The organism is Sulfitobacter sp. G21635-S1 (assembly GCF_027213915.1).
Lineage (GTDB): Bacteria > Pseudomonadota > Alphaproteobacteria > Rhodobacterales > Rhodobacteraceae > Sulfitobacter.
In genome coordinates, this window is record NZ_JAPWGV010000008.1 from 80,895 (window position 1) to 98,276 (window position 17,382).

Here is a 17,382-nt window from a genome sequence, read left to right on the forward strand (position 1 = left end):
ACCATGCTCAAAGGCAGCTGCCTGTGCGGCAAGATCACTTTCACGGCAGCGCGCACGGCCCGCGATCCGGCGGCCTGCCATTGCAGCCAGTGCCGCAAGCAATCGGGCCATTACTGGGCCTCCGTGAATGTCTGGATGGAGGGGTTCAGGGTGTCCGGCCCGGTACGCTGGTACGCGGCATCTGACAGCGCCAAACGCGGCTTTTGCCCGACCTGCGGCTCCTTCCTGTTCTGGAAAAGTGAAGACGAGGACGAAATCGGCGTGGCGCTGGGTGCGCTCGACGGGGAGACCGGCCTGCATCTGGAACGGCACATCTTCACCGCCGACAAGGGCGATTACTATGACATTCCGGCCACCGGCCCACGGGAGGCAGGGGCAGATGAGTGAGTTCCCCACAACCGCGCGTGTCGTCATCATCGGCGGTGGCGTCGTCGGGGCCTCGACCCTTTGTCATCTGGCCAGGGCGGGCTGGACCGATTGCGTCCTGCTGGAAAAGAACGAGCTGACGGCGGGGTCCACATGGCATGCGGCGGGCAATGTGCCGAACTTTGCCGGTTCCTGGGCGGTGATGAACATGCAGCGCTATGCCGCCGCGATGTACCGCACCCTGGGCGATGACGTGGGCTATCCGATGAACTACCACGTCACCGGCTCTGTCAGGCTGGCCCATTCGAAGGAGCGGATGCAGGAATTCGAACGTGTCGCCTCCATGGGGCAATACCAGGGGCTGGAGATGACCGTCTGCACGCCGGACGAGCTGAAGGAAAAGCATCCCTTCATGGAAACCCATGATCTGATGGGGGGGCTGTGGGACCCGCTGGACGGCGACATCGACCCGGCGCAGCTGACCCAGGCGCTGGCCAAGGGGGCGCGGGATGCGGGCGGGCGGATCGAACGCTTTTGCCCGGCCATCGGCATTGACCGCGCGGGCGACGAATGGATCGTGAAGACCCCCAAGGGTGATATCCGCTGCGAATATGTGGCCAATTGCGCGGGGTACTACGCGCAACGTGTGGGCGAGATGTTCAAGCCCTTCGGCGGGCGCACCGTGCCGATGGTGGTCATGTCGCACCAGTATTTCCTGACCGAGCCGATTGCCGAGCTTGAGGCATGGACCAAAGAGAAGGGACACAAGGTCCCGCTGCTGCGCGACGTCGATACGTCCTATTATCTGCGGCAGGACAAGAACGGCCTGAACCTTGGCCCCTACGAGCGGAACTGCAAGGCGCATTGGGTCACGCCGGACGACCCGATGCCGGAGGATTTCAGCTTTCAGCTTTACCCCGACGATCTGGAGCGGCTGGAATATTACATCGAGGACGCGATGGCGCGGGTGCCGATCCTGGGCAGTGCCGGGGTTGGCCGCAACATCAATGGCCCGATCCCCTATGCCCCTGACGGGTTGCCCATGGTGGGGCCGATGCCGGGCGTGCGGAACGCGTTCGAAGGGCATTCTTTCACCTTCGGCATTGCCCAGGGCGGGGGCGCGGGCAAGGTCTTGTCTGAATGGATCATGCACGGCCAGACAGAGCAGGACATGTGGGCGGTCGACCCCCGCCGCTACACCCATTATGCCGATCACGACTATACGCTGGCCAAGGCGCTGGAGACCTATGGCCATGAATACGCGATGCATTTCCCGCGTCACGCCTGGCCAGCGGGGCGCGACAAGAAACTGTCGTCGCTGCATTCCCGCCTGCGGGACGCGGGCGCGCAATTTGGCGCCTACAACGGCTGGGAACGGGCCAATTGGTTTGCCCAGCCGGGCGATGACACATCCGAGGAAGCGACCCAGACCTGGGACCGCAACGGCCCCTGGGCGCCCCGCATCCGCGAGGAGGTGGAAGCGGTGCGCGATCACTGCGGGATGCTGCCGATCTGCGGCTTCACCCGGCTCAGGGTCAAGGGCCCGGGCGCGCGGGATTTCATTGACGGGCTGACCGCATCGGCCCTGCCGGTGCCGGGGCGCGTCGGCCTGGCCTATTTCCCCGACGACCGTGGCCGCATCGTGACCGAGACCAGCGTGATGGTGCACGGGCCGGACGACGTGGGTCTGATCACCGCTGCCGTGGCGCAGTGGCACGACGCCGAGTACTTTCAGCGGCAGGCGCCCGCGGGCATTGCCGTGACGGACCATTCTGACGAGGTGGATTGCCTGCTGGTCACCGGCCCGAAGGCACGGGACATCCTTGCCCCTTTGACCCAGGGCCATGACCTGACGGCCCCCTGGCTGTCGGTCAGCATGGCGGGCACGGTCGCGGGGCAGGAGGCCGCGCTGCTGCGGGTGTCCTTCGCGGGCGAGCTGGGCTGGGAGCTGCATGCAGCTCCCGGGGCGATGCCGCCGATCTGGGATGCGCTGCTGAGCGCGGGGGTGAAACCCTTTGGCATGTGGGCGCTGAACGCCATGCGGATCGAAAAGGGCTATCGCGCGTGGAAGGGCGACCTGTCGACGGATTACACCCTGCTTGAGGCGGGCCTTGACCGGTTCATCCGCTTTGACAAGCCGAAGGGCTTTCCCGGCAAGGCGGCTTTGCTGGCCGAGAAACAGGCAGGTGTGAAGAAACGTTTTGTCACCATGATCGTCGCGGCGGGCGATCAGGACGCGCCCTATATGTCCACGGTGATCCACAAGGGCGAGGTCGTGGGAGAGACCACCAGTGGTGACTGGGGCTACCGGCTGGGCAAATCCATCGCGCTGGGCACCATCCGCGCGGATCTTGCCGAACCCGGCACGCAAGTGCAGATCAACATCTTTGGCAAACTCTGCCCGGCGGTGGTGCAGCCGGATCAACCGCTTTGGGATCCTGAAAACGAAAGGCTGCGCGCATGAGCATCGAGACATATCTGATCTATCTGGGGGTGCTGGCCGCGTTTTTCCTGACGCCGCCGGACACGAGCCAGCTGCTGATCATCTCCAATTCCCTGCGCCACGGGCTGCGCCGCAGCGCGGCCACGATTGCGGGCGACCTATCGGCCAATGCGCTGCAGATGACGGCGGCGGCCTTTGGGCTGACAGCCATCATCGCGGCCTCTGCCGATGCGATCTGGATCATCAAATGGGGCGGCGTGGCCTATCTCGCCTGGATCGGACTGCGCCTGATGATGACACGGGGCGGTGCGGCGGCGCCGGGTGCGGCCCGTGACGCCCGCACCGGCATCCTGTTCCGGCAGGGGTTCCTCACCTCTTCCGCCAACCCCTATGCGGTGGTCTTCTTTGGCGCGCTTTTCCCGCAGTTCATCGACCCGGCACAGGCCGTCCTGCCGCAGCTGCTGATCCTCGGGATCACCTATCTGCTGGTCGATGGTGCGGTGCTGCTGCTGTGGGGCTGGACCGCGACACGGACACTGGGGCGCCTGCGCGCGCTCAGCGGGGACTGGGTGAACCGGATTTCCGGCGCGCTGATGATCGCCGCCGCGGCCCTGCTGGCCAGCCGCGACCTGAGCGCCGAGGCGCGGCAATGAGCGATATCACCCTTCTCGATGGCGGCATGGGCCAGGAGCTGATCCACCGCGCGGGCGACAACCCGACGCCCTTGTGGTCCACCCAGGTGATGATCGACAATCCCGGCATGGTGGCCGGTGTCCACCGCGATTTCACCCGGGCCGGGGCGACGCTGGCCACCGCCAATACCTATGCCATCCACCGCGACAGGCTGGCGGGCACCCCGCTGGAAGACCGGTTCGAGGAGTTGCACAGGCTGGCGCTGGCAGAAGCGCGGGCCAGTGGCGTGCCCCGGATCGCGGGCAGCATCGGGCCGCTGATGGCCTCCTACCGGCCTGACCTGCATCCTGAGGCAGCGGCGGGTGCGGTGCATTATGCCGAGATTGCCGGGCTGCTGGCGCAGGACTGCGATCTGCTGATCTGTGAAACCGTCGCCTCGGTGACCCATGCAGAGAGTGTCCTGAAAGGGGCGGCCACAGCGGGCAGGCCCCTGTGGCTGGCCCTGACGGTCGATGACCAGGACGGCAGCAGGCTCCGCTCCGGCGAAGCGCTGTCAGAGGTGCTGCCGCTTGCACGGGCGCAGGCGCAGGCGGTGCTTGTCAATTGCTCGGTGCCCGAGGCGATTGCGGCTGCGATACCGGTACTGGCGCAATCCGGCTTGCCCTTCGGGGGTTACGCCAATGGTTTCGAGCGGATCACGGAGGGGTTCCTGGCGGACAAGCCGACCGTGGACAGCCTGACCATGCGCCGCGATCTCACGCCGGAACGCTATGCGGATCATGTCATGCGCTGGGTCGATGCCGGGGCAACCATTGTCGGCGGCTGTTGCGAAGTCAGCCCCGCCCATATTGCCGAAATCGCCCGCCGCCTGCGCGCGGCGGGTCATGCCATCGTCTGAGGTCGCCTGATATGAACGCCATACCCCGCCACGCCCGCGTCGTCATAATCGGGGGCGGCGTTATCGGCTGCTCTGTCGCCTACCACCTGACCAAGCTGGGGTGGCAGGACGTGGTGCTGCTGGAGCGCAAGCAGCTCACCTCGGGCACCACCTGGCACGCGGCGGGGCTGATCGCCCAGCTGCGCGCCAGTGCCAATATGACAAAGCTCGCGAAATATTCGCAGGAGCTTTACGGCAGCCTGCAGGAGGAAACCGGTGTTGCCACGGGGTTCAAGCGCTGCGGTTCCATCACCGTCGCCCTGACCGGTGAGCGCCGCGAGGAAATCTACCGTCAGGCGGCCATGGCCCGCGCCTTTGGCGTGGACGTGGAGGAGATCAGCGCGGCGGAGGTGAAGCAGAAATATCCGCACCTCAACATCGGGGACGTCACGGGGGCGGTATACCTCGACAAGGACGGGCAGGGCGACCCGGCCAATATCGCGCTGGCCCTGGCAAAGGGGGCGCGGCAGCGCGGCGGGCAGATCTTCGAGCGGACCCGCGCCATCGGCGTGACCCGGCAGGGCCGCCGCATCACCGGTGTCGATTGGGCGCAGGACGGCGACAGCGGGCATATCGCCTGCGAGATGGTCGTGAACTGCGCCGGCATGTGGGGCCGCGAGGTGGGGCAGATGCTGGGCGTGAACGTCCCGCTGCAGGCCTGCGAACATTTCTACATCGTGACGGAGGCGATTGCGGGCCTCACCCAGCTGCCTGTGCTGCGGGTGCCGGACGAATGCGCCTATTACAAGGAAGACGCGGGCAAGATCCTGCTGGGTGCCTTTGAACCCACAGCCAAACCCTGGGCGCTGGACGGCATCCCGGCGGATTTCGAGTTTGACCAGCTGCCCGAGGATTTCGACCATTTCGAGCCGATCCTCGAAGCGGCGGTGAACCGCATGCCGATGCTGGCGGAGGCGGGGATACATACGTTTTTCAACGGGCCGGAAAGTTTTACCCCCGACGACGCCTATCACCTTGGCCTTGCGCCGGAGATGGACAATGTCTGGGTCGCTGCGGGGTTCAACTCCATCGGGATCCAGTCGGCGGGCGGTGCGGGCATGGCCCTGGCGCAATGGATGGACGCGGGCGAAAAACCCTTCGACCTCGGTGATGTCGATATCAGCCGGATGCAGCCGTTTCAGGGCAACCGCCGTTACCTGGCAGAACGGTCCACCGAAACGCTGGGCCTGCTATATGCCGATCACTACCCCTACCGGCAAAAGGCTACCGCGCGCGGCGTGCGGCGGACCCCGTTTCATGCCCATCTGCTGGCGTGCGGCGCGGTCATGGGCGAACTGGCCGGCTGGGAGCGCGCCAACTGGTTCGCCGAACCGGGGCAGGACCGCACCTATCGCTACAGCTGGAAGCGGCAGAACTTCTTTGACAACGTGGCTGCCGAACATATGGCGGTGCGCGGGAATCTCGGCATGTACGACATGTCCTCCTTCGGCAAGATCCGGGTCGAGGGGCGCGATGCCACGGCCTTCCTCAACCACATCGGCGGCGGTCAGTTTGACGTGCCGGCGGGCCGGATCGTCTATACCCAGTTCCTGAACCCAAGGGGCGGGATCGAGGCGGATGTGACCGCCACCCGCCTGTCGGAAAGCGCCTATCTGGTGGTGACCCCCGCCGCGACACGGCTGGCGGATGAAACATGGATGCGCCGCCATCAGGGCGATTTCAACGTGGTGATCACCGATGTGACGGCGGGCGAGGGGGTGCTTGCCGTGATGGGCCCGCGTGCGCGTGACCTGATGCAGGCGGTATCACCGAACGACTTTTCCAACGTGGTGAACCCCTTTGGCACCGCCCAGGAGATTGAAATTGGCATGGGGCGCGCCCGGGTGCACCGGGTGAGCTATGTGGGCGAGCTGGGCTGGGAAATCTATGTCAGCGCCGACATGGCCGCCCATGTTTTCGAGACGTTGCACGCGGCGGGACAACCGATGGGCCTGTGCCTCTGCGGCATGCATATGATGGACAGTTGCCGGATCGAAAAGGGGTTCCGCCACTTTGGACATGACATCACATCCGAGGATCATGTGCTGGAGGCGGGACTGGGCTTTGCCGTGAAAACCGACAAGCCAGGTTTCATCGGCCGCGACGCCGTGCTGCGCAAGCGCGAGGCGGGGCTGGACCGGCGGATGATGCAATTCCGCCTGACCGACCCCGAACCGCTGCTTTACCACAATGAGCCGGTGCTGCGGGACGGCAAGATCGTCGGTTTCCTGAGTTCCGGCGCCTATGGCCACGCGCTGGGCGGCGCGATGGGCATGGGCTATGTTCCCTGTGCCGGTGAAACACCGGCTGATCTGCTGGCCTCCACCTATGAGATCGACGTGGCGGGCACCCGGGTCAGGGCGGAGGCATCGCTGAAGCCGATGTATGACCCGGCGGCTGCGCGCGCGAAAATGTAACGGGTACAAAATTAGCCTTCCCTCTGCCCGGCAGGTTGCCTACCCCTTGGAGCAAAGGACCGTTACCGATGCGCAACCCCGACAGCCTGCCGCCCCCCGCCACAAACGAAGACACGCCCCTGGGCCTTGTCTTTGCCATTACAGCCTATGGTCTGTGGGGGTTTCTGCCGCTTTACATGAAACTGCTGTCACATATCCCGGCGGCAGAGATCGTGGCGCATCGGGTGTTGTGGTCATTGCCGATTGCCGCCGCCGTGCTGATCGTCCTGCGCCGCACCGACGCGCTGCGCGAGGCGCTGAGGTCGCCCCGGATGCTGGGCATGGGCTGCGTGACGGCGGCCCTGATCTCGATCAACTGGGGCATCTATGTCTGGGCCATCAACTCGGGCCATGCACTGGATGCGGCGCTGGGGTATTACATCAACCCGCTGTTCAGCATCTTCCTGGCGGCGGTGCTCTTGGGCGAACGTCTGAACGCCGCGCAGATGGTGGCCATTGCCCTTGCCGCCTGCGCGGTGCTGGTGCTGGCGGTCGATGCGGGGCGGATGCCCTGGGCCGCATTGGGGCTGACGATCTCCTGGGGTTTTTATGCCCTGTGCAAGAAGAGCCTGCCCATCGGTCCCAATCAGGGTTTTCTGCTGGAGGTGCTGATCCTGATCGTCCCGGCAGCGGGATACCTGGGCTACCTCGCCACCACGGGCGAAGCGCATTTCCATTTCGACGGGGGGCGCGATTTCTGGCTGCTGCTTGGCTGCGGGGTCATCACGGCGGTGCCGCTGATGATCTATGCCAACGGGGCCAAGCTGTTGCGGCTGTCCACCATCGGCATCCTGCAATATATCGCGCCGACGATGATCTTTCTCTGTGCCGTGCTGGTGTTCGAAGAACCCTTTGGCCGCGCCCGCGCGATTGCCTTTCCGATGATCTGGCTCGCGCTGGTGATCTATTCCACCGCCATGCTGCGGCAGATGCGGGCGGCGAAAGCGGGCTGACCGGTGGCAGGGGTCAGGGCCGGTTCAGGTTTTTGCTGCATACTCGGACCTTCGCGCAGATCGCGGCGACGGGCGGGAGGGAGGCCAACCTGTCGTGAAGCGCAAGCCGGGTATCGCCCGACCTGGAGGGCGTTTCAAACATATGTGAGGTGCGTAGCGTCGCAACCCGCGAGCCGGTCATGGCTTGGTAGAGCGTGCAAAATCGCCCTCCTGGGGGAGGTCGGGCGATGCCCGGCTTGCGCCGGGCGGAGGCGCTTGGTGGTATGCACCGCACCAATGGCACGGAAGCTTCGTCCGCATCGCCGGACCTTGACCCACACCTCGCGTCAAAGTCCGGTCTGGGTCAGAAATGCGAGAAGACAGTGTCAATGTCGCGTGGCGCGACCCTTTGACAGGATGCAGAGAACCCGCTGCATCCTGTCAAAGAAGTTCGTCGTTCCGGTGATCAAGAACCCGGTCAGGCGTTGGGCAGCTTGGCGGTCCTCAGGTAAGGCAGAACGGTGGTGAATTCACCGAACCGGGCCTTGGCGTCGGCGTCGGACACGGTGGCAGGGATGATCACGTCATCGCCCACATTCCAGTTCGCCGGTGTGGCAACACCCTGCCCGGTGGAGGTCTGCAGCCCGTCCAGCGCGCGCAGCACTTCGGCAAAGTTGCGCCCCACGGTCATCGGATAGGTCATCGAGAGTTTCAGCTTCTTGTCCGGCCCGATGATAAAGACAGAGCGCACCGTGGCGCTGTCCGCCGGGGTGCGGCCATCGGGCAGATAGGCTTCGGCAGGCAGCATGTCGAAAGCCTTGGACACCGCAAGCCCGTCATCCGCAATGATCGGGAAGCCCGCCTTTGCCCCGGCGACCTTCTCGATGTCGCCCTTCCATTTCTTGTGGTCCTCGACCCCGTCGACGCTGACCCCCAGCACCTTGGTGCCGCGTTTCTCCCATTCGTCGGCCAATTGGGCCACGGCACCGAATTCGGTGGTGCAGACGGGGGTGAAATCCTTGGGGTGGGAAAACAGGATCATCCAGTTGTCACCGACAAAATCGTGCAGAGAGATGCTGCCCTGATCGGTTTCGACGGTCAGATCGGGAATCGTGTCGTTAATGCGCAAGCCCATGTTGTCCTCCGGGTCTGTCTTCTACTTTTCCATAACGTAAGGATTAATCCGCGACATTCCATCCCCTCTCTTGCAGCACCCCGCGCGCCCTGACAAAGTGGCGCCAAACCGGACAGGGCCAGTGCTCTGCCCCGTCATAACAACGAGGAGTTTTCCAATGCTGGAGAAACGTGAGTTCTATATCAACGGTCAATGGGTCGCCCCCGCCAAGGCCAATGATTACGCCGTTATCGATCCGTCCACCGAAGAACCCTGCGCGGTGATCTCGCTGGGTGGTCAGGAAGACACCGACAAGGCCGTCGCCGCTGCAAAGGCTGCCCTGCCGGGCTGGATGGCCACATCGCCGGCCGAACGCATCGCCCTGCTGGAAAAGCTGCTGGAGGTCTACAAGACCCGCGCCGAAGACCTTGCAAAGGCCATGAGCACCGAAATGGGCGCGCCCATCGAGATGTCGCGGGCCAGTCAGGTCGGCGCAGGCACCTGGCACCTGAGCAACTTCATCAAGGCCGCAAAGGAGTTCCACTTCGAGGCGCCGCTGGGCGATCACGCCCCGAATGACCGCATCATCCGCGAGGCGGTCGGCGTGGCCGCGCTGATCACGCCCTGGAACTGGCCGATGAACCAGATCACCCTGAAAGTCGGCGCCGCCGTGGTCGCGGGCTGCACCATGGTGCTGAAACCCTCCGAGGAAAGCCCGATTGATGCGATGATCTTTGCCGAGCTGATGCATGAGGCCGGTTTCCCCAAAGGCGTCTTCAACCTGGTCAACGGTGACGGCGTCGGCGTCGGCAGCCAGCTTTCGGCGCACGAGGATGTGGACATGGTGAGCTTCACCGGTTCGACCCGCGCGGGCACCGCGATTTCCAAGAATGCGGCAGACACGCTCAAGAAAGTCCACCTGGAACTGGGTGGCAAGGGTGCCAATATCATCTTTGCAGATGCGGATGAAAAGGCCGTCAAACGCGGTGTGATGCACATGATGCAGAACACCGGCCAGTCCTGCAACGCGCCCAGCCGGATGCTGGTCGAGGCGAGCATCTATGACAAGACCGTGGAAGAAGCCGGTGAAGTTGCCAGCAAGATCACCGTTGGCCCGGCATCCGAAGAAGGCCGGCACATCGGCCCGGTGGTGAACGAGGTGCAGTTCAACAAGATCCAGGACCTGATCCAGAAGGGCATCGACGAGGGCGCGCGTCTGGTCGCCGGTGGCACAGGCCGGCCGGACGGGCTGAACCGCGGCTTCTTTGTCAAACCGACGGTCTTTGCCGATGTCACGCCCGACATGACCATCGCGCGTGAGGAAATCTTTGGCCCGGTCCTGTCGATCATGAAATTCGACACCGAGGAACAGGCCGTCGAGATCGCCAATGACACGGTCTATGGGCTGACCAACTATGTCCAGAGCTCCGATGGCACGCGCCGCAACAGGCTGGCACGCCGGTTGCGGTCCGGCATGGTCGAGATGAACGGCCAGGGCCGCGCGGCGGGTTCCCCCTTCGGCGGGATGAAACGCTCCGGCAACGGCCGCGAAGGCGGCATCTACGGGATCGAGGATTTCACCGAGATCAAGGCCGTCTCGGGCTGGGCTGCCGAATAGGCAGTGCCACGACGGGCGATCGGACAGGGCCGCCTTCGGGTGGCCCTTTTCCTTTCACGCCCATGACTGCCTGAGGCGCAGCGCCGCCGGGGGACGCCGGTTCAGCCTGCTTTGCGCTTCCATTCTTCCCAGAGGAAGGGATATGCCCAGACGCATTCGTGGGTCCGTGCCAGACCCTCGCGGATGGCGTCTCTTTCACCGTCCTGCGCGGGTGAATAGCGGTGGAACTGCACGGTCAGCCTGTCCACCCGTGCCATCAGGCCGGTGTCGATCAGGGCGGGCAGCAGATCGTATTCCCCGCCCTCGATGTTCATCTTGATGCAGGCCACGCGGTCCAGCCCCAGCGCGTCAAAGACCTCTGCCACCGGGCGCACCTCGCCCTGCACCGGGTTGCCGGAGGCGACCAGTGCGGAGGATGCGTTTTCATCGTCGGAGAGGTCCAGCACCCCGGCGGAAGCCCCCATGGCATAGCCTTCGACGGTGACATCCTTGCGTCCTGCAAAACGATCCTGCAGGTGGCGGATGAACCTCGGGTGGGGTTCGAAACAATGGACCTTCACACCGTAAAGCGCGGTCATCCGCTGTGCCCAGTCGCCCTTGTATCCGCCGACGTCCAGCACGGTATCGCCGGGTTTCATCCCGTCGTAACGTTCAGGCGTGCCGCGCCCATGCACGGCGTAGAATTCCCGGACCATGCGCTTGTAGGCGCGAAACTCGGGGTTGGTGGCCAGTTTCCACATCTTGTGCAACTCGCTTGAGATCGACATGCGGCGGTTCCTTTGCATCTGGCGCAGGGCGCAATCTTTATCATAGAAAGCTGGGAAGCAATGGTGAAAGGTAACCATGATCTATACCCGCCTGCACGGATTCCTCGGCAACCAGATGTTCCAATATGCGGCCGCCGCGCAGCTGGCGGCGCGTCTGGGGGTGCCGGTGGCGCTCGACCCGCGCCGGGCGGCGGCCAAGGGGCAGGGCAACCTGACCGAGATTTTCGACCTGCCGGTGGTCGCCCCCGCGCAACTGCCCCCCGATCAGGACCGCAGGCGGCTGGCCTATGCCATCTGGCGGCTTCTGGGCCGGTCACCCCGCCTGCGCCGGGAAAAGGGGCTGGGCTATGATCCGGCTTTCGAAGACTGGGGCGATGAAAGCTATCTGCACGGGTATTGGCAGAGCGAAAAGTACTTTGCCGGGATCAGGGACCACCTGCGCAATGTCTTCACGATGGTGCCGCCCATGTCGCCCGAGAACGCCGACATGGCCCGGCAGATCGCGGCGGGGCCCTCGGTAGCGCTGCATGTGCGGCGCGGCGATTACGTGGCGCTGGGGGCAACGGCGGTCTGTGATCAGGCCTATTACGACGCGGCGCTGGCCGCGGTGACACAGGGGTTGCCGGAGGCAGCGACAGTCTTTGTCTTTTCCGATGATCCGGGCTGGGCGCGCGACAACCTGGCAGTGCCCTTCGACAAGGTGGTGGTGGACCTGAACGGGCGCGAGACCGCCCATGAGGACATGCGGCTGATGTCGCTGTGCCAGCACAATGTGATCGCCAATTCCACCTTCAGCTGGTGGTCCGCATGGCTGAATGCCCATGAGGGCCGCCGCGTGGCCGCCCCGGCCCGCTGGTTTGCCAATGACCACCAGCGCAACCCTGACATCCTGCCCGAGGATTGGATTGCCATCGGCTGACGCCCCGGAGTTTTCAAAAACTCCGGTCCGAATTTTTCGAAAAATTCGGCTCCCCGCCGCCCCTAGGTCGTGTTGACATTCATTGTCGCCCACCCGCGCGACACTGAATGTCAACACGACCTAGAAAGGCGCTTTCGACCTTATTTTCGTCGACCGCCCGCCCTGCGGATGATTGAACCGCAGTTCCTCCGAATGCAGCATCAGCCGGGGATAATCCCGTGCCGGACCCGTGGCATAAAACGGGTCACCCAGGATCGGATGCCCGATGCTCAGCATATGGACCCGCAACTGGTGGCTGCGCCCGGTTCTGGGGAACATCCGCACACGGGCGGTGTCGCCCTCATCCTTGATCCGTTTCCAGTCTGTCTGCGCGGGTTTGCCGGTGTCATGGCAGACCTTTTGCAGCGGGCGGTTCGGCCAATCGACGATCAGCGGCAGGTCGATGGTGCCGGCAGGTTCCGCCGGCACGCCCCAGACCCGCGCGACATAGGTCTTGCGCGTCATCCGCTTTTCGAATTGCAGGCCAAGGTGCCGCTGCGCATAGGGTGTCATGGCAAAGATCATCACACCGGATGTATCCCGGTCCAGCCGGTGCACCAGCAGCGCCCCGGGGAAGACCTGCTGAACGCGGGTCAGCAGGCAGTCGGCCAGATGCGGGCCCTTGCCCGGCACGCTGAGCAGGCCGCTGGGTTTGTCCACCAGCAGCACTTCGGCATCTTCATGCAGGATCACCAGCGGATCCTGCGGCGGGTCATATTCCGTTTCCATCCCTTCCCGTCTCAGATGTAGGGTGGGTTTTCAAGCCACCAGCGCAAATGAGGCCCCCATGCACCCCACCATCGAAAAAATGCAATCTGTCGTCGCCTCGGGCGACCATACTGCGATCGCGCCGATTCTGGCGGCTGATGTGACTTTCCTTCCCCCCACCTATTGGAAGACCTGGACGGGCCGCGACGCTGTTGCGGCGGTGCTGGGCCATGTCGGGCAGGTGTTCAGCGATTTCCGCTATCGCCGGGTGATGGGCGCGGGCAACGACTGGGCGCTGGAGTTTCAGTGCAAGATCGGCGAGTTTGACGCCGTGGGTGTCGATCTGATCACGCTGGGCGATGACGGGTTGATTGCCCATTTCGAAGTGGTCATGCGACCGCATAAATCCATCGGTGCGCTGCGCGACGCGATGAACGCCCGCGTGATGCAGGATCCTGCGTTTCTCAAATTCAAGGATGCGCTGTCGTGACGCGGCCTTGCGGCGCTGCTGTCAGCCCTGCTGCGGTCTCGCCCTGATCCGTGTCCGATAGATCGCGCGTCTGATTTCCCGCATCAGCTTGCCGCTGGCGCGGGTCTTCTTCTGGATGGTCGAAGCGCCCGGCATTTCGCCCACGCCGCTTGGCCAGATCGTATGTATCGGCTGGCCGGTGACCCAATGCATCTGCAGCGTTGTATCCACCGGACGGTCCTGCCGTTCCGTCGCCGCCAGCAACCGCCGTGCCGCTCCCCTGCCGACAACCTGACAGACGGTCTGCAGCCCGATCACACGGGGCAGAAACAGCGCGGCACCGCCATCCTCGGCCAGCACGACCTGCCTGTGTTCGCGGTCCTTTGCGGGCAGGCGGATAAAGCTCTCCACACCCGCATGTGCCGCCACAAGGGCCATGGCCCTGTCCCAGGGTGCCGGGTCAATCACCAGATCATCCTCGGCGATCAGGACAAAGGGGTCCGGCCCCACTGCGATCTCCTGCCAGCATTTGCGGTGGCTCAGGAAACAGCCCACCTCGCCCGGGCCCATGGCAAAAGGATAGGGCGGGGCGTGGCAGTTGCCGTCCAGCACATCCGCCGCGCCGCTTTGTAGCGCCTCCTGGCCGTTAACCGCGGGCATGACCTCGGCCCCCGGCAGGACGCCCATGAGCCGCGCGACATTCTCTGCCCGCGCGCCCGGTCCGGGCATATGGATGATCAGGGATCGCATCTGTCAGGCCCTGTCTTGCGCGGGTGGGTGAAAATGAATGTCAACACGACCTAGTCACCCGGAATCAAAGTTCGGCTCATTGAATGCCACTCTCAACGGCAGGTTCGCACCCGACCCCGAGGGCGGCCTTCCATTTTGCGAGGCATTTCCATTTTTCCATACTTCTCAGCATCTTGCGAGGTCGGAATTTCGCACCCGCCCTGGGGGGCGGGGTCGGGTGCGAACCGGATCGCAAGCGATCCGGGCGCAGGAGGAAATGATGCATATTTCGTTTCCGCAATACTAGTGCAGGACAACGCGGGCACCATTCGGCACGCGGTTGGCCAGGTCGATGACATGGGCGTTGATCATGCGCACGCAGCCGTTCGACACGGCGCGGCCGACGTTTTCCGGCTGCGGCGTGCCATGAATGCGCAGCAGGGAATCCCGGTTGCCCTTGTAGAGATAAAGCGCACGCGCCCCCAGCGGGTTGGGCCCGCCACCCGGCATCCCGGCGGCGTGTTTGGCATAGATATGCGGCTCCCGGCGGATCATGTTCTTGGTCGGCGTCCAGCGCGGCCATTCTGCCTTGCGTCCCACCCGGAAGGTGCCGGAATAATAGCGCCCCTCCTTGCCGATCCCCACCGGATAGCGGACGGCCTTGCCCCCCTCCAATGTCCAGTAGAGCGCGAATTGCCCCGGATCGACATGAATTTCACCGGGTGCAAAGCCGTCCCGGATACGCACGATCCTGGCCTTCTGGTGGTCCGGTATCTGATATTCCCCGGTTGCGGAGATTGCGGGCGTGGCGACCAGTGCGGCAGCACCGGTGATCAAAAGGGTGCGGCGGTTCATCAATGGCATCCGGGTCTCCTCAGGCGCGACAGCTGTTTGGGCTCAACATAACCCGCCCGCGCCGGAGGGCAATTGCGGAAATCCCGACCTGGTGCCGCGCCCCGGCCCAAAGCAAAAGGCCCCCGCGCAGCGCGCGGGAGCCCAGATGGGTCCGGAAAGGAGCCGAGGATCAATCCTCGACCTTTTCCTCTTTCTTCACTTCTTCGCCGGTTTCCTGATCGACAACCTTCATCGACAAGCGCACCTTGCCGCGGTCGTCAAAGCCCAGAAGTTTCACTTTCACTTCCTGGCCTTCCTTCAGCACATCCGACGGATGGTTCAGGCGGCGGTTCTCGATCTGGGACACATGCACCAGGCCATCGCGCTTACCAAAGAAGTTCACGAAAGCACCGAAGTCCACGATCTTGACGACCGTACCGGTGTAGACCGCGCCTTCTTCCGGCTCTGCGACGATGGAGTGGATCATGTCGTAGGCTTTCTTGATCGCGTCGCCGTTGGGGCTTGCGATCTTGATGATGCCTTCGTCGTTGATGTCGACCTTGGCGCCCGACACTTCCACGATCTCGCGGATGACCTTGCCGCCGGAACCAATGACCTCACGGATTTTGTCCGTCGGGATCTGCATGGTTTCGATGCGCGGTGCGTGAACGGAGAAGTCCGCCGCACCTGACAGTGCCTTGTTCATTTCGCCCAGGATGTGGATACGGCCTTCTTTCGCCTGCGCGAGGGCTTTCTCCATGATCTCGGGCGTGATGCCCGCAATCTTGATGTCCATCTGAAGCGAGGTGATGCCCGCTTCGGTCCCGGCCACCTTGAAGTCCATGTCGCCAAGGTGGTCTTCGTCACCCAGGATGTCGGAGAGGATCGCATAGGATCCGTCTTCTTCCAGGATCAGACCCATGGCCACGCCGGCCACCGCCGATTTCAGCGGCACGCCTGCATCCATCATGGACAGGGAGCCACCGCAGACGGAAGCCATGGAGGATGAACCGTTGGATTCAGTGATCTCCGAGACAACGCGGATGGTGTAGGGGAAATCCGTTGCCGCGGGCAGAACCGCCTGCAACGCACGCCATGCCAGCTTGCCATGGCCAATCTCGCGACGGCCCGGGCCTGCGACGCGACCAACTTCACCAACCGAATAGGGGGGGAAGTTGTAGTGCAGCAGGAAGTTGGATTTGAAGTTGCCGTGCAGCGCGTCGATGAATTGTTCGTCATCGCCGGTGCCCAGCGTGGTCACGACCAGACCTTGGGTTTCACCCCGGGTGAACAGCGCCGAACCGTGGGTCCGGGGCAGGATGCCTGTCTCGGCCACGATGTCGCGGATCTCGTCGGTCTTGCGGCCGTCGATACGCTTGCCGGTCTTGACCACATCGCCGCGCAGGATGGAGGCTTCGAGCTTTTTCAGTGCGGAACCCAGGTTGGGATCCTCAAGCTGCTCTTCGCTCAGGCTTTCCTTGATCTTGTCGCGGGCCGCTGAAACGGCGGCTGTCCGCTCCTGCTTGTCGGCGATGGCAAAGGCGGCGCGCATGTCTTTCTCGCCCGCTTTCTTCACGGCTGCCGACAGCTCGGAATAATCGACCGGCTGGAAGTCGAAGGGCTCTTTCGCCGATTCTTCTGCCAGGTCGATGATCAGGTCGATCACCGGCTGAATGCTGTCATGGGCAAATTTCACCGCACCAAGCATTTCCTCTTCGGACAGCTCATAGGCTTCGGATTCGACCATCATGACCGCATCCTTGGTCCCGGCAACCACCAGGTCGAGGCGCTGTTCGGGGTTCAGGCGCAGGTCCTGCATGTCGTCCACAGTGGGGTTCAGGATGTATTCGCCATCCTCGAAACCGACGCGGCAACCGGCGATCGGACCCATGAAGGGCGCGCCGGAAATGGTCAGCGCGGCAGAGGCCGCGATCATTGCGACCATATCGGGATCATTGACCAGATCGTGGCTCAGCACGGTGCACATCACCAGCACTTCGTTCTTGAACCCGGGGACGAAAAGCGGGCGGATCGGACGGTCGATCAGGCGCGCTGTCAGCGTTTCTTTTTCGGTCGGGCGCGCTTCGCGCTTGAAGAAGCCACCCGGCACCTTGCCGGCGGCATAGTATTTTTCCTGGTAGTGGACGGTCAAAGGAAAGAAATCCTGACCGGGTTTTTGCTGACGTGCATATGTCACGTTGGCCATCACGCTGGTTTCGCCCAGTGTGGCAATCACCGACCCATCCGCCTGACGGGCCACTTTTCCTGTTTCGAGTGTGAGCGTTTCTTCGCCCCACTGCATTGATTTCGTCGTTACGTTAAACATCTACGTTTCCTGTGTTGGCCCGCGGGCCTTTGCATAGAGGGCGCATTCCCTCTGACTCCGGTATCTTCTTTATCAGGCGCTGGAGTCCGGGC

At 63.6% G+C, this 17,382-nt stretch carries 15 protein-coding genes; 9 read left to right on the forward strand and 6 right to left on the reverse strand.

Annotated elements, in window-relative coordinates; all coding sequences use genetic code 11:
- Window positions 1–3: 3 nt before the first annotated feature.
- From O4H53_RS10155 to rarD, 6 genes are all read left to right on the forward strand, one after another.
- The gene (locus tag O4H53_RS10155) at window positions 4–387 is read left to right on the forward strand and encodes a GFA family protein (RefSeq protein WP_269363482.1); all 384 of its coding nucleotides are present in this window, start codon (window positions 4–6) and stop codon (window positions 385–387) included.
- Window positions 380–2,830: a GcvT family protein gene (locus O4H53_RS10160; RefSeq protein WP_269363484.1), complete on the forward strand. Its 2,451-nt coding sequence runs from the start codon at window positions 380–382 to the stop codon at window positions 2,828–2,830. Before O4H53_RS10155 ends, O4H53_RS10160 begins: the two co-directional genes overlap by 8 nt.
- A complete protein-coding gene (locus O4H53_RS10165) occupies window positions 2,827–3,462 on the forward strand; it encodes a LysE family translocator (RefSeq protein ID WP_269363486.1) in 636 nt (211 codons plus the stop codon). The genes O4H53_RS10160 and O4H53_RS10165 overlap by 4 nt, the downstream gene beginning before the upstream one ends.
- The gene (locus tag O4H53_RS10170) at window positions 3,459–4,340 is read left to right on the forward strand and encodes a homocysteine S-methyltransferase family protein (RefSeq protein WP_269363488.1); all 882 of its coding nucleotides are present in this window, start codon (window positions 3,459–3,461) and stop codon (window positions 4,338–4,340) included. Before O4H53_RS10165 ends, O4H53_RS10170 begins: the two co-directional genes overlap by 4 nt.
- A gap of 11 nt (window positions 4,341–4,351) precedes the next feature.
- A complete protein-coding gene (locus tag O4H53_RS10175) occupies window positions 4,352–6,796 on the forward strand; it encodes a GcvT family protein (protein ID WP_269363489.1) in 2,445 nt (814 codons plus the stop codon).
- A 68-nt stretch (window positions 6,797–6,864) separates the two neighbouring features.
- Window positions 6,865–7,788, forward strand: coding sequence for an EamA family transporter RarD (rarD, locus tag O4H53_RS10180; RefSeq protein WP_269363491.1), 924 nt, complete (start codon window positions 6,865–6,867; stop codon window positions 7,786–7,788).
- Between the two features lie 457 nt (window positions 7,789–8,245).
- On the opposite strand, the gene O4H53_RS10185 is transcribed toward rarD, so the two are convergent.
- Window positions 8,246–8,902 (reverse strand): peroxiredoxin, encoded by a 657-nt coding sequence (locus O4H53_RS10185; protein WP_269363493.1) that lies wholly within the window; start codon window positions 8,900–8,902, stop codon window positions 8,246–8,248.
- Between the two features lie 157 nt (window positions 8,903–9,059).
- Between O4H53_RS10185 and O4H53_RS10190 the strand changes: the two genes are divergently transcribed.
- Complete coding sequence (locus O4H53_RS10190) at window positions 9,060–10,499, forward strand: aldehyde dehydrogenase family protein (protein WP_269363495.1); 1,440 nt, start codon at window positions 9,060–9,062, stop codon at window positions 10,497–10,499.
- A 101-nt stretch (window positions 10,500–10,600) separates the two neighbouring features.
- Here O4H53_RS10190 and O4H53_RS10195 read toward each other — a convergent pair whose 3' ends face one another.
- Window positions 10,601–11,266: an FkbM family methyltransferase gene (locus tag O4H53_RS10195; protein WP_269363497.1), complete on the reverse strand. Its 666-nt coding sequence runs from the start codon at window positions 11,264–11,266 to the stop codon at window positions 10,601–10,603.
- 76 nt (window positions 11,267–11,342) lie between these two features.
- On the opposite strand from O4H53_RS10195, the gene O4H53_RS10200 reads away from it, so the two are divergent.
- The gene (locus tag O4H53_RS10200) at window positions 11,343–12,185 is read left to right on the forward strand and encodes an alpha-1,2-fucosyltransferase (protein WP_269363499.1); all 843 of its coding nucleotides are present in this window, start codon (window positions 11,343–11,345) and stop codon (window positions 12,183–12,185) included.
- 120 nt (window positions 12,186–12,305) lie between these two features.
- Here O4H53_RS10200 and O4H53_RS10205 read toward each other — a convergent pair whose 3' ends face one another.
- Window positions 12,306–12,953: a pseudouridine synthase gene (locus tag O4H53_RS10205; RefSeq protein ID WP_269363501.1), complete on the reverse strand. Its 648-nt coding sequence runs from the start codon at window positions 12,951–12,953 to the stop codon at window positions 12,306–12,308.
- A gap of 58 nt (window positions 12,954–13,011) precedes the next feature.
- Between O4H53_RS10205 and O4H53_RS10210 the strand changes: the two genes are divergently transcribed.
- Window positions 13,012–13,422 (forward strand): nuclear transport factor 2 family protein, encoded by a 411-nt coding sequence (locus O4H53_RS10210; RefSeq protein ID WP_269363503.1) that lies wholly within the window; start codon window positions 13,012–13,014, stop codon window positions 13,420–13,422.
- 21 nt (window positions 13,423–13,443) lie between these two features.
- Here the strand turns inward: O4H53_RS10210 and O4H53_RS10215 are convergent, their stop codons facing one another.
- The 3 genes from O4H53_RS10215 to pnp all read right to left on the reverse strand — a co-directional run bounded on the left by O4H53_RS10215 (window position 13,444) and on the right by pnp (window position 17,290).
- Window positions 13,444–14,151, reverse strand: a complete 708-nt coding sequence (locus O4H53_RS10215) for a glycosyltransferase family 25 protein (RefSeq protein ID WP_269363504.1) — start codon at window positions 14,149–14,151, stop codon at window positions 13,444–13,446.
- Between the two features lie 282 nt (window positions 14,152–14,433).
- Window positions 14,434–14,994: a L,D-transpeptidase gene (locus O4H53_RS10220; protein ID WP_269363505.1), complete on the reverse strand. Its 561-nt coding sequence runs from the start codon at window positions 14,992–14,994 to the stop codon at window positions 14,434–14,436.
- Window positions 14,995–15,154: 160 nt separating this feature from the next.
- Window positions 15,155–17,290 carry a polyribonucleotide nucleotidyltransferase gene (gene pnp / locus O4H53_RS10225; protein ID WP_269363507.1) on the reverse strand — a complete coding sequence of 712 codons (2,136 nt, stop codon included), beginning with the start codon at window positions 17,288–17,290 and terminating at the stop codon, window positions 15,155–15,157.
- Window positions 17,291–17,382 lie beyond the last annotated feature (92 nt).

Bases quoted from the DNA above. Each gene is read 5' to 3' on its own strand.
- O4H53_RS10155 (WP_269363482.1), top strand. From the start codon at position 4: ATGCTCAAAGGCAGCTGCCTGTGCGGCAAGATCACTTTCACGGCAGCG.
- O4H53_RS10215 (WP_269363504.1), bottom strand. From the start codon at position 14,151: ATGCGATCCCTGATCATCCATATGCCCGGACCGGGCGCGCGGGCAGAG.
- O4H53_RS10160 (WP_269363484.1), top strand. From the start codon at position 380: ATGAGTGAGTTCCCCACAACCGCGCGTGTCGTCATCATCGGCGGTGGC.
- O4H53_RS10165 (WP_269363486.1), top strand. From the start codon at position 2,827: ATGAGCATCGAGACATATCTGATCTATCTGGGGGTGCTGGCCGCGTTT.
- O4H53_RS10210 (WP_269363503.1), top strand. From the start codon at position 13,012: ATGCACCCCACCATCGAAAAAATGCAATCTGTCGTCGCCTCGGGCGAC.
- O4H53_RS10205 (WP_269363501.1), bottom strand. From the start codon at position 12,953: ATGGAAACGGAATATGACCCGCCGCAGGATCCGCTGGTGATCCTGCAT.
- pnp (WP_269363507.1), bottom strand. From the start codon at position 17,290: ATGTTTAACGTAACGACGAAATCAATGCAGTGGGGCGAAGAAACGCTC.
- O4H53_RS10190 (WP_269363495.1), top strand. From the start codon at position 9,060: ATGCTGGAGAAACGTGAGTTCTATATCAACGGTCAATGGGTCGCCCCC.
- O4H53_RS10220 (WP_269363505.1), bottom strand. From the start codon at position 14,994: ATGCCATTGATGAACCGCCGCACCCTTTTGATCACCGGTGCTGCCGCA.
- O4H53_RS10170 (WP_269363488.1), top strand. From the start codon at position 3,459: ATGAGCGATATCACCCTTCTCGATGGCGGCATGGGCCAGGAGCTGATC.
- rarD (WP_269363491.1), top strand. From the start codon at position 6,865: ATGCGCAACCCCGACAGCCTGCCGCCCCCCGCCACAAACGAAGACACG.
- O4H53_RS10200 (WP_269363499.1), top strand. From the start codon at position 11,343: ATGATCTATACCCGCCTGCACGGATTCCTCGGCAACCAGATGTTCCAA.
- O4H53_RS10195 (WP_269363497.1), bottom strand. From the start codon at position 11,266: ATGTCGATCTCAAGCGAGTTGCACAAGATGTGGAAACTGGCCACCAAC.
- O4H53_RS10175 (WP_269363489.1), top strand. From the start codon at position 4,352: ATGAACGCCATACCCCGCCACGCCCGCGTCGTCATAATCGGGGGCGGC.
- O4H53_RS10185 (WP_269363493.1), bottom strand. From the start codon at position 8,902: ATGGGCTTGCGCATTAACGACACGATTCCCGATCTGACCGTCGAAACC.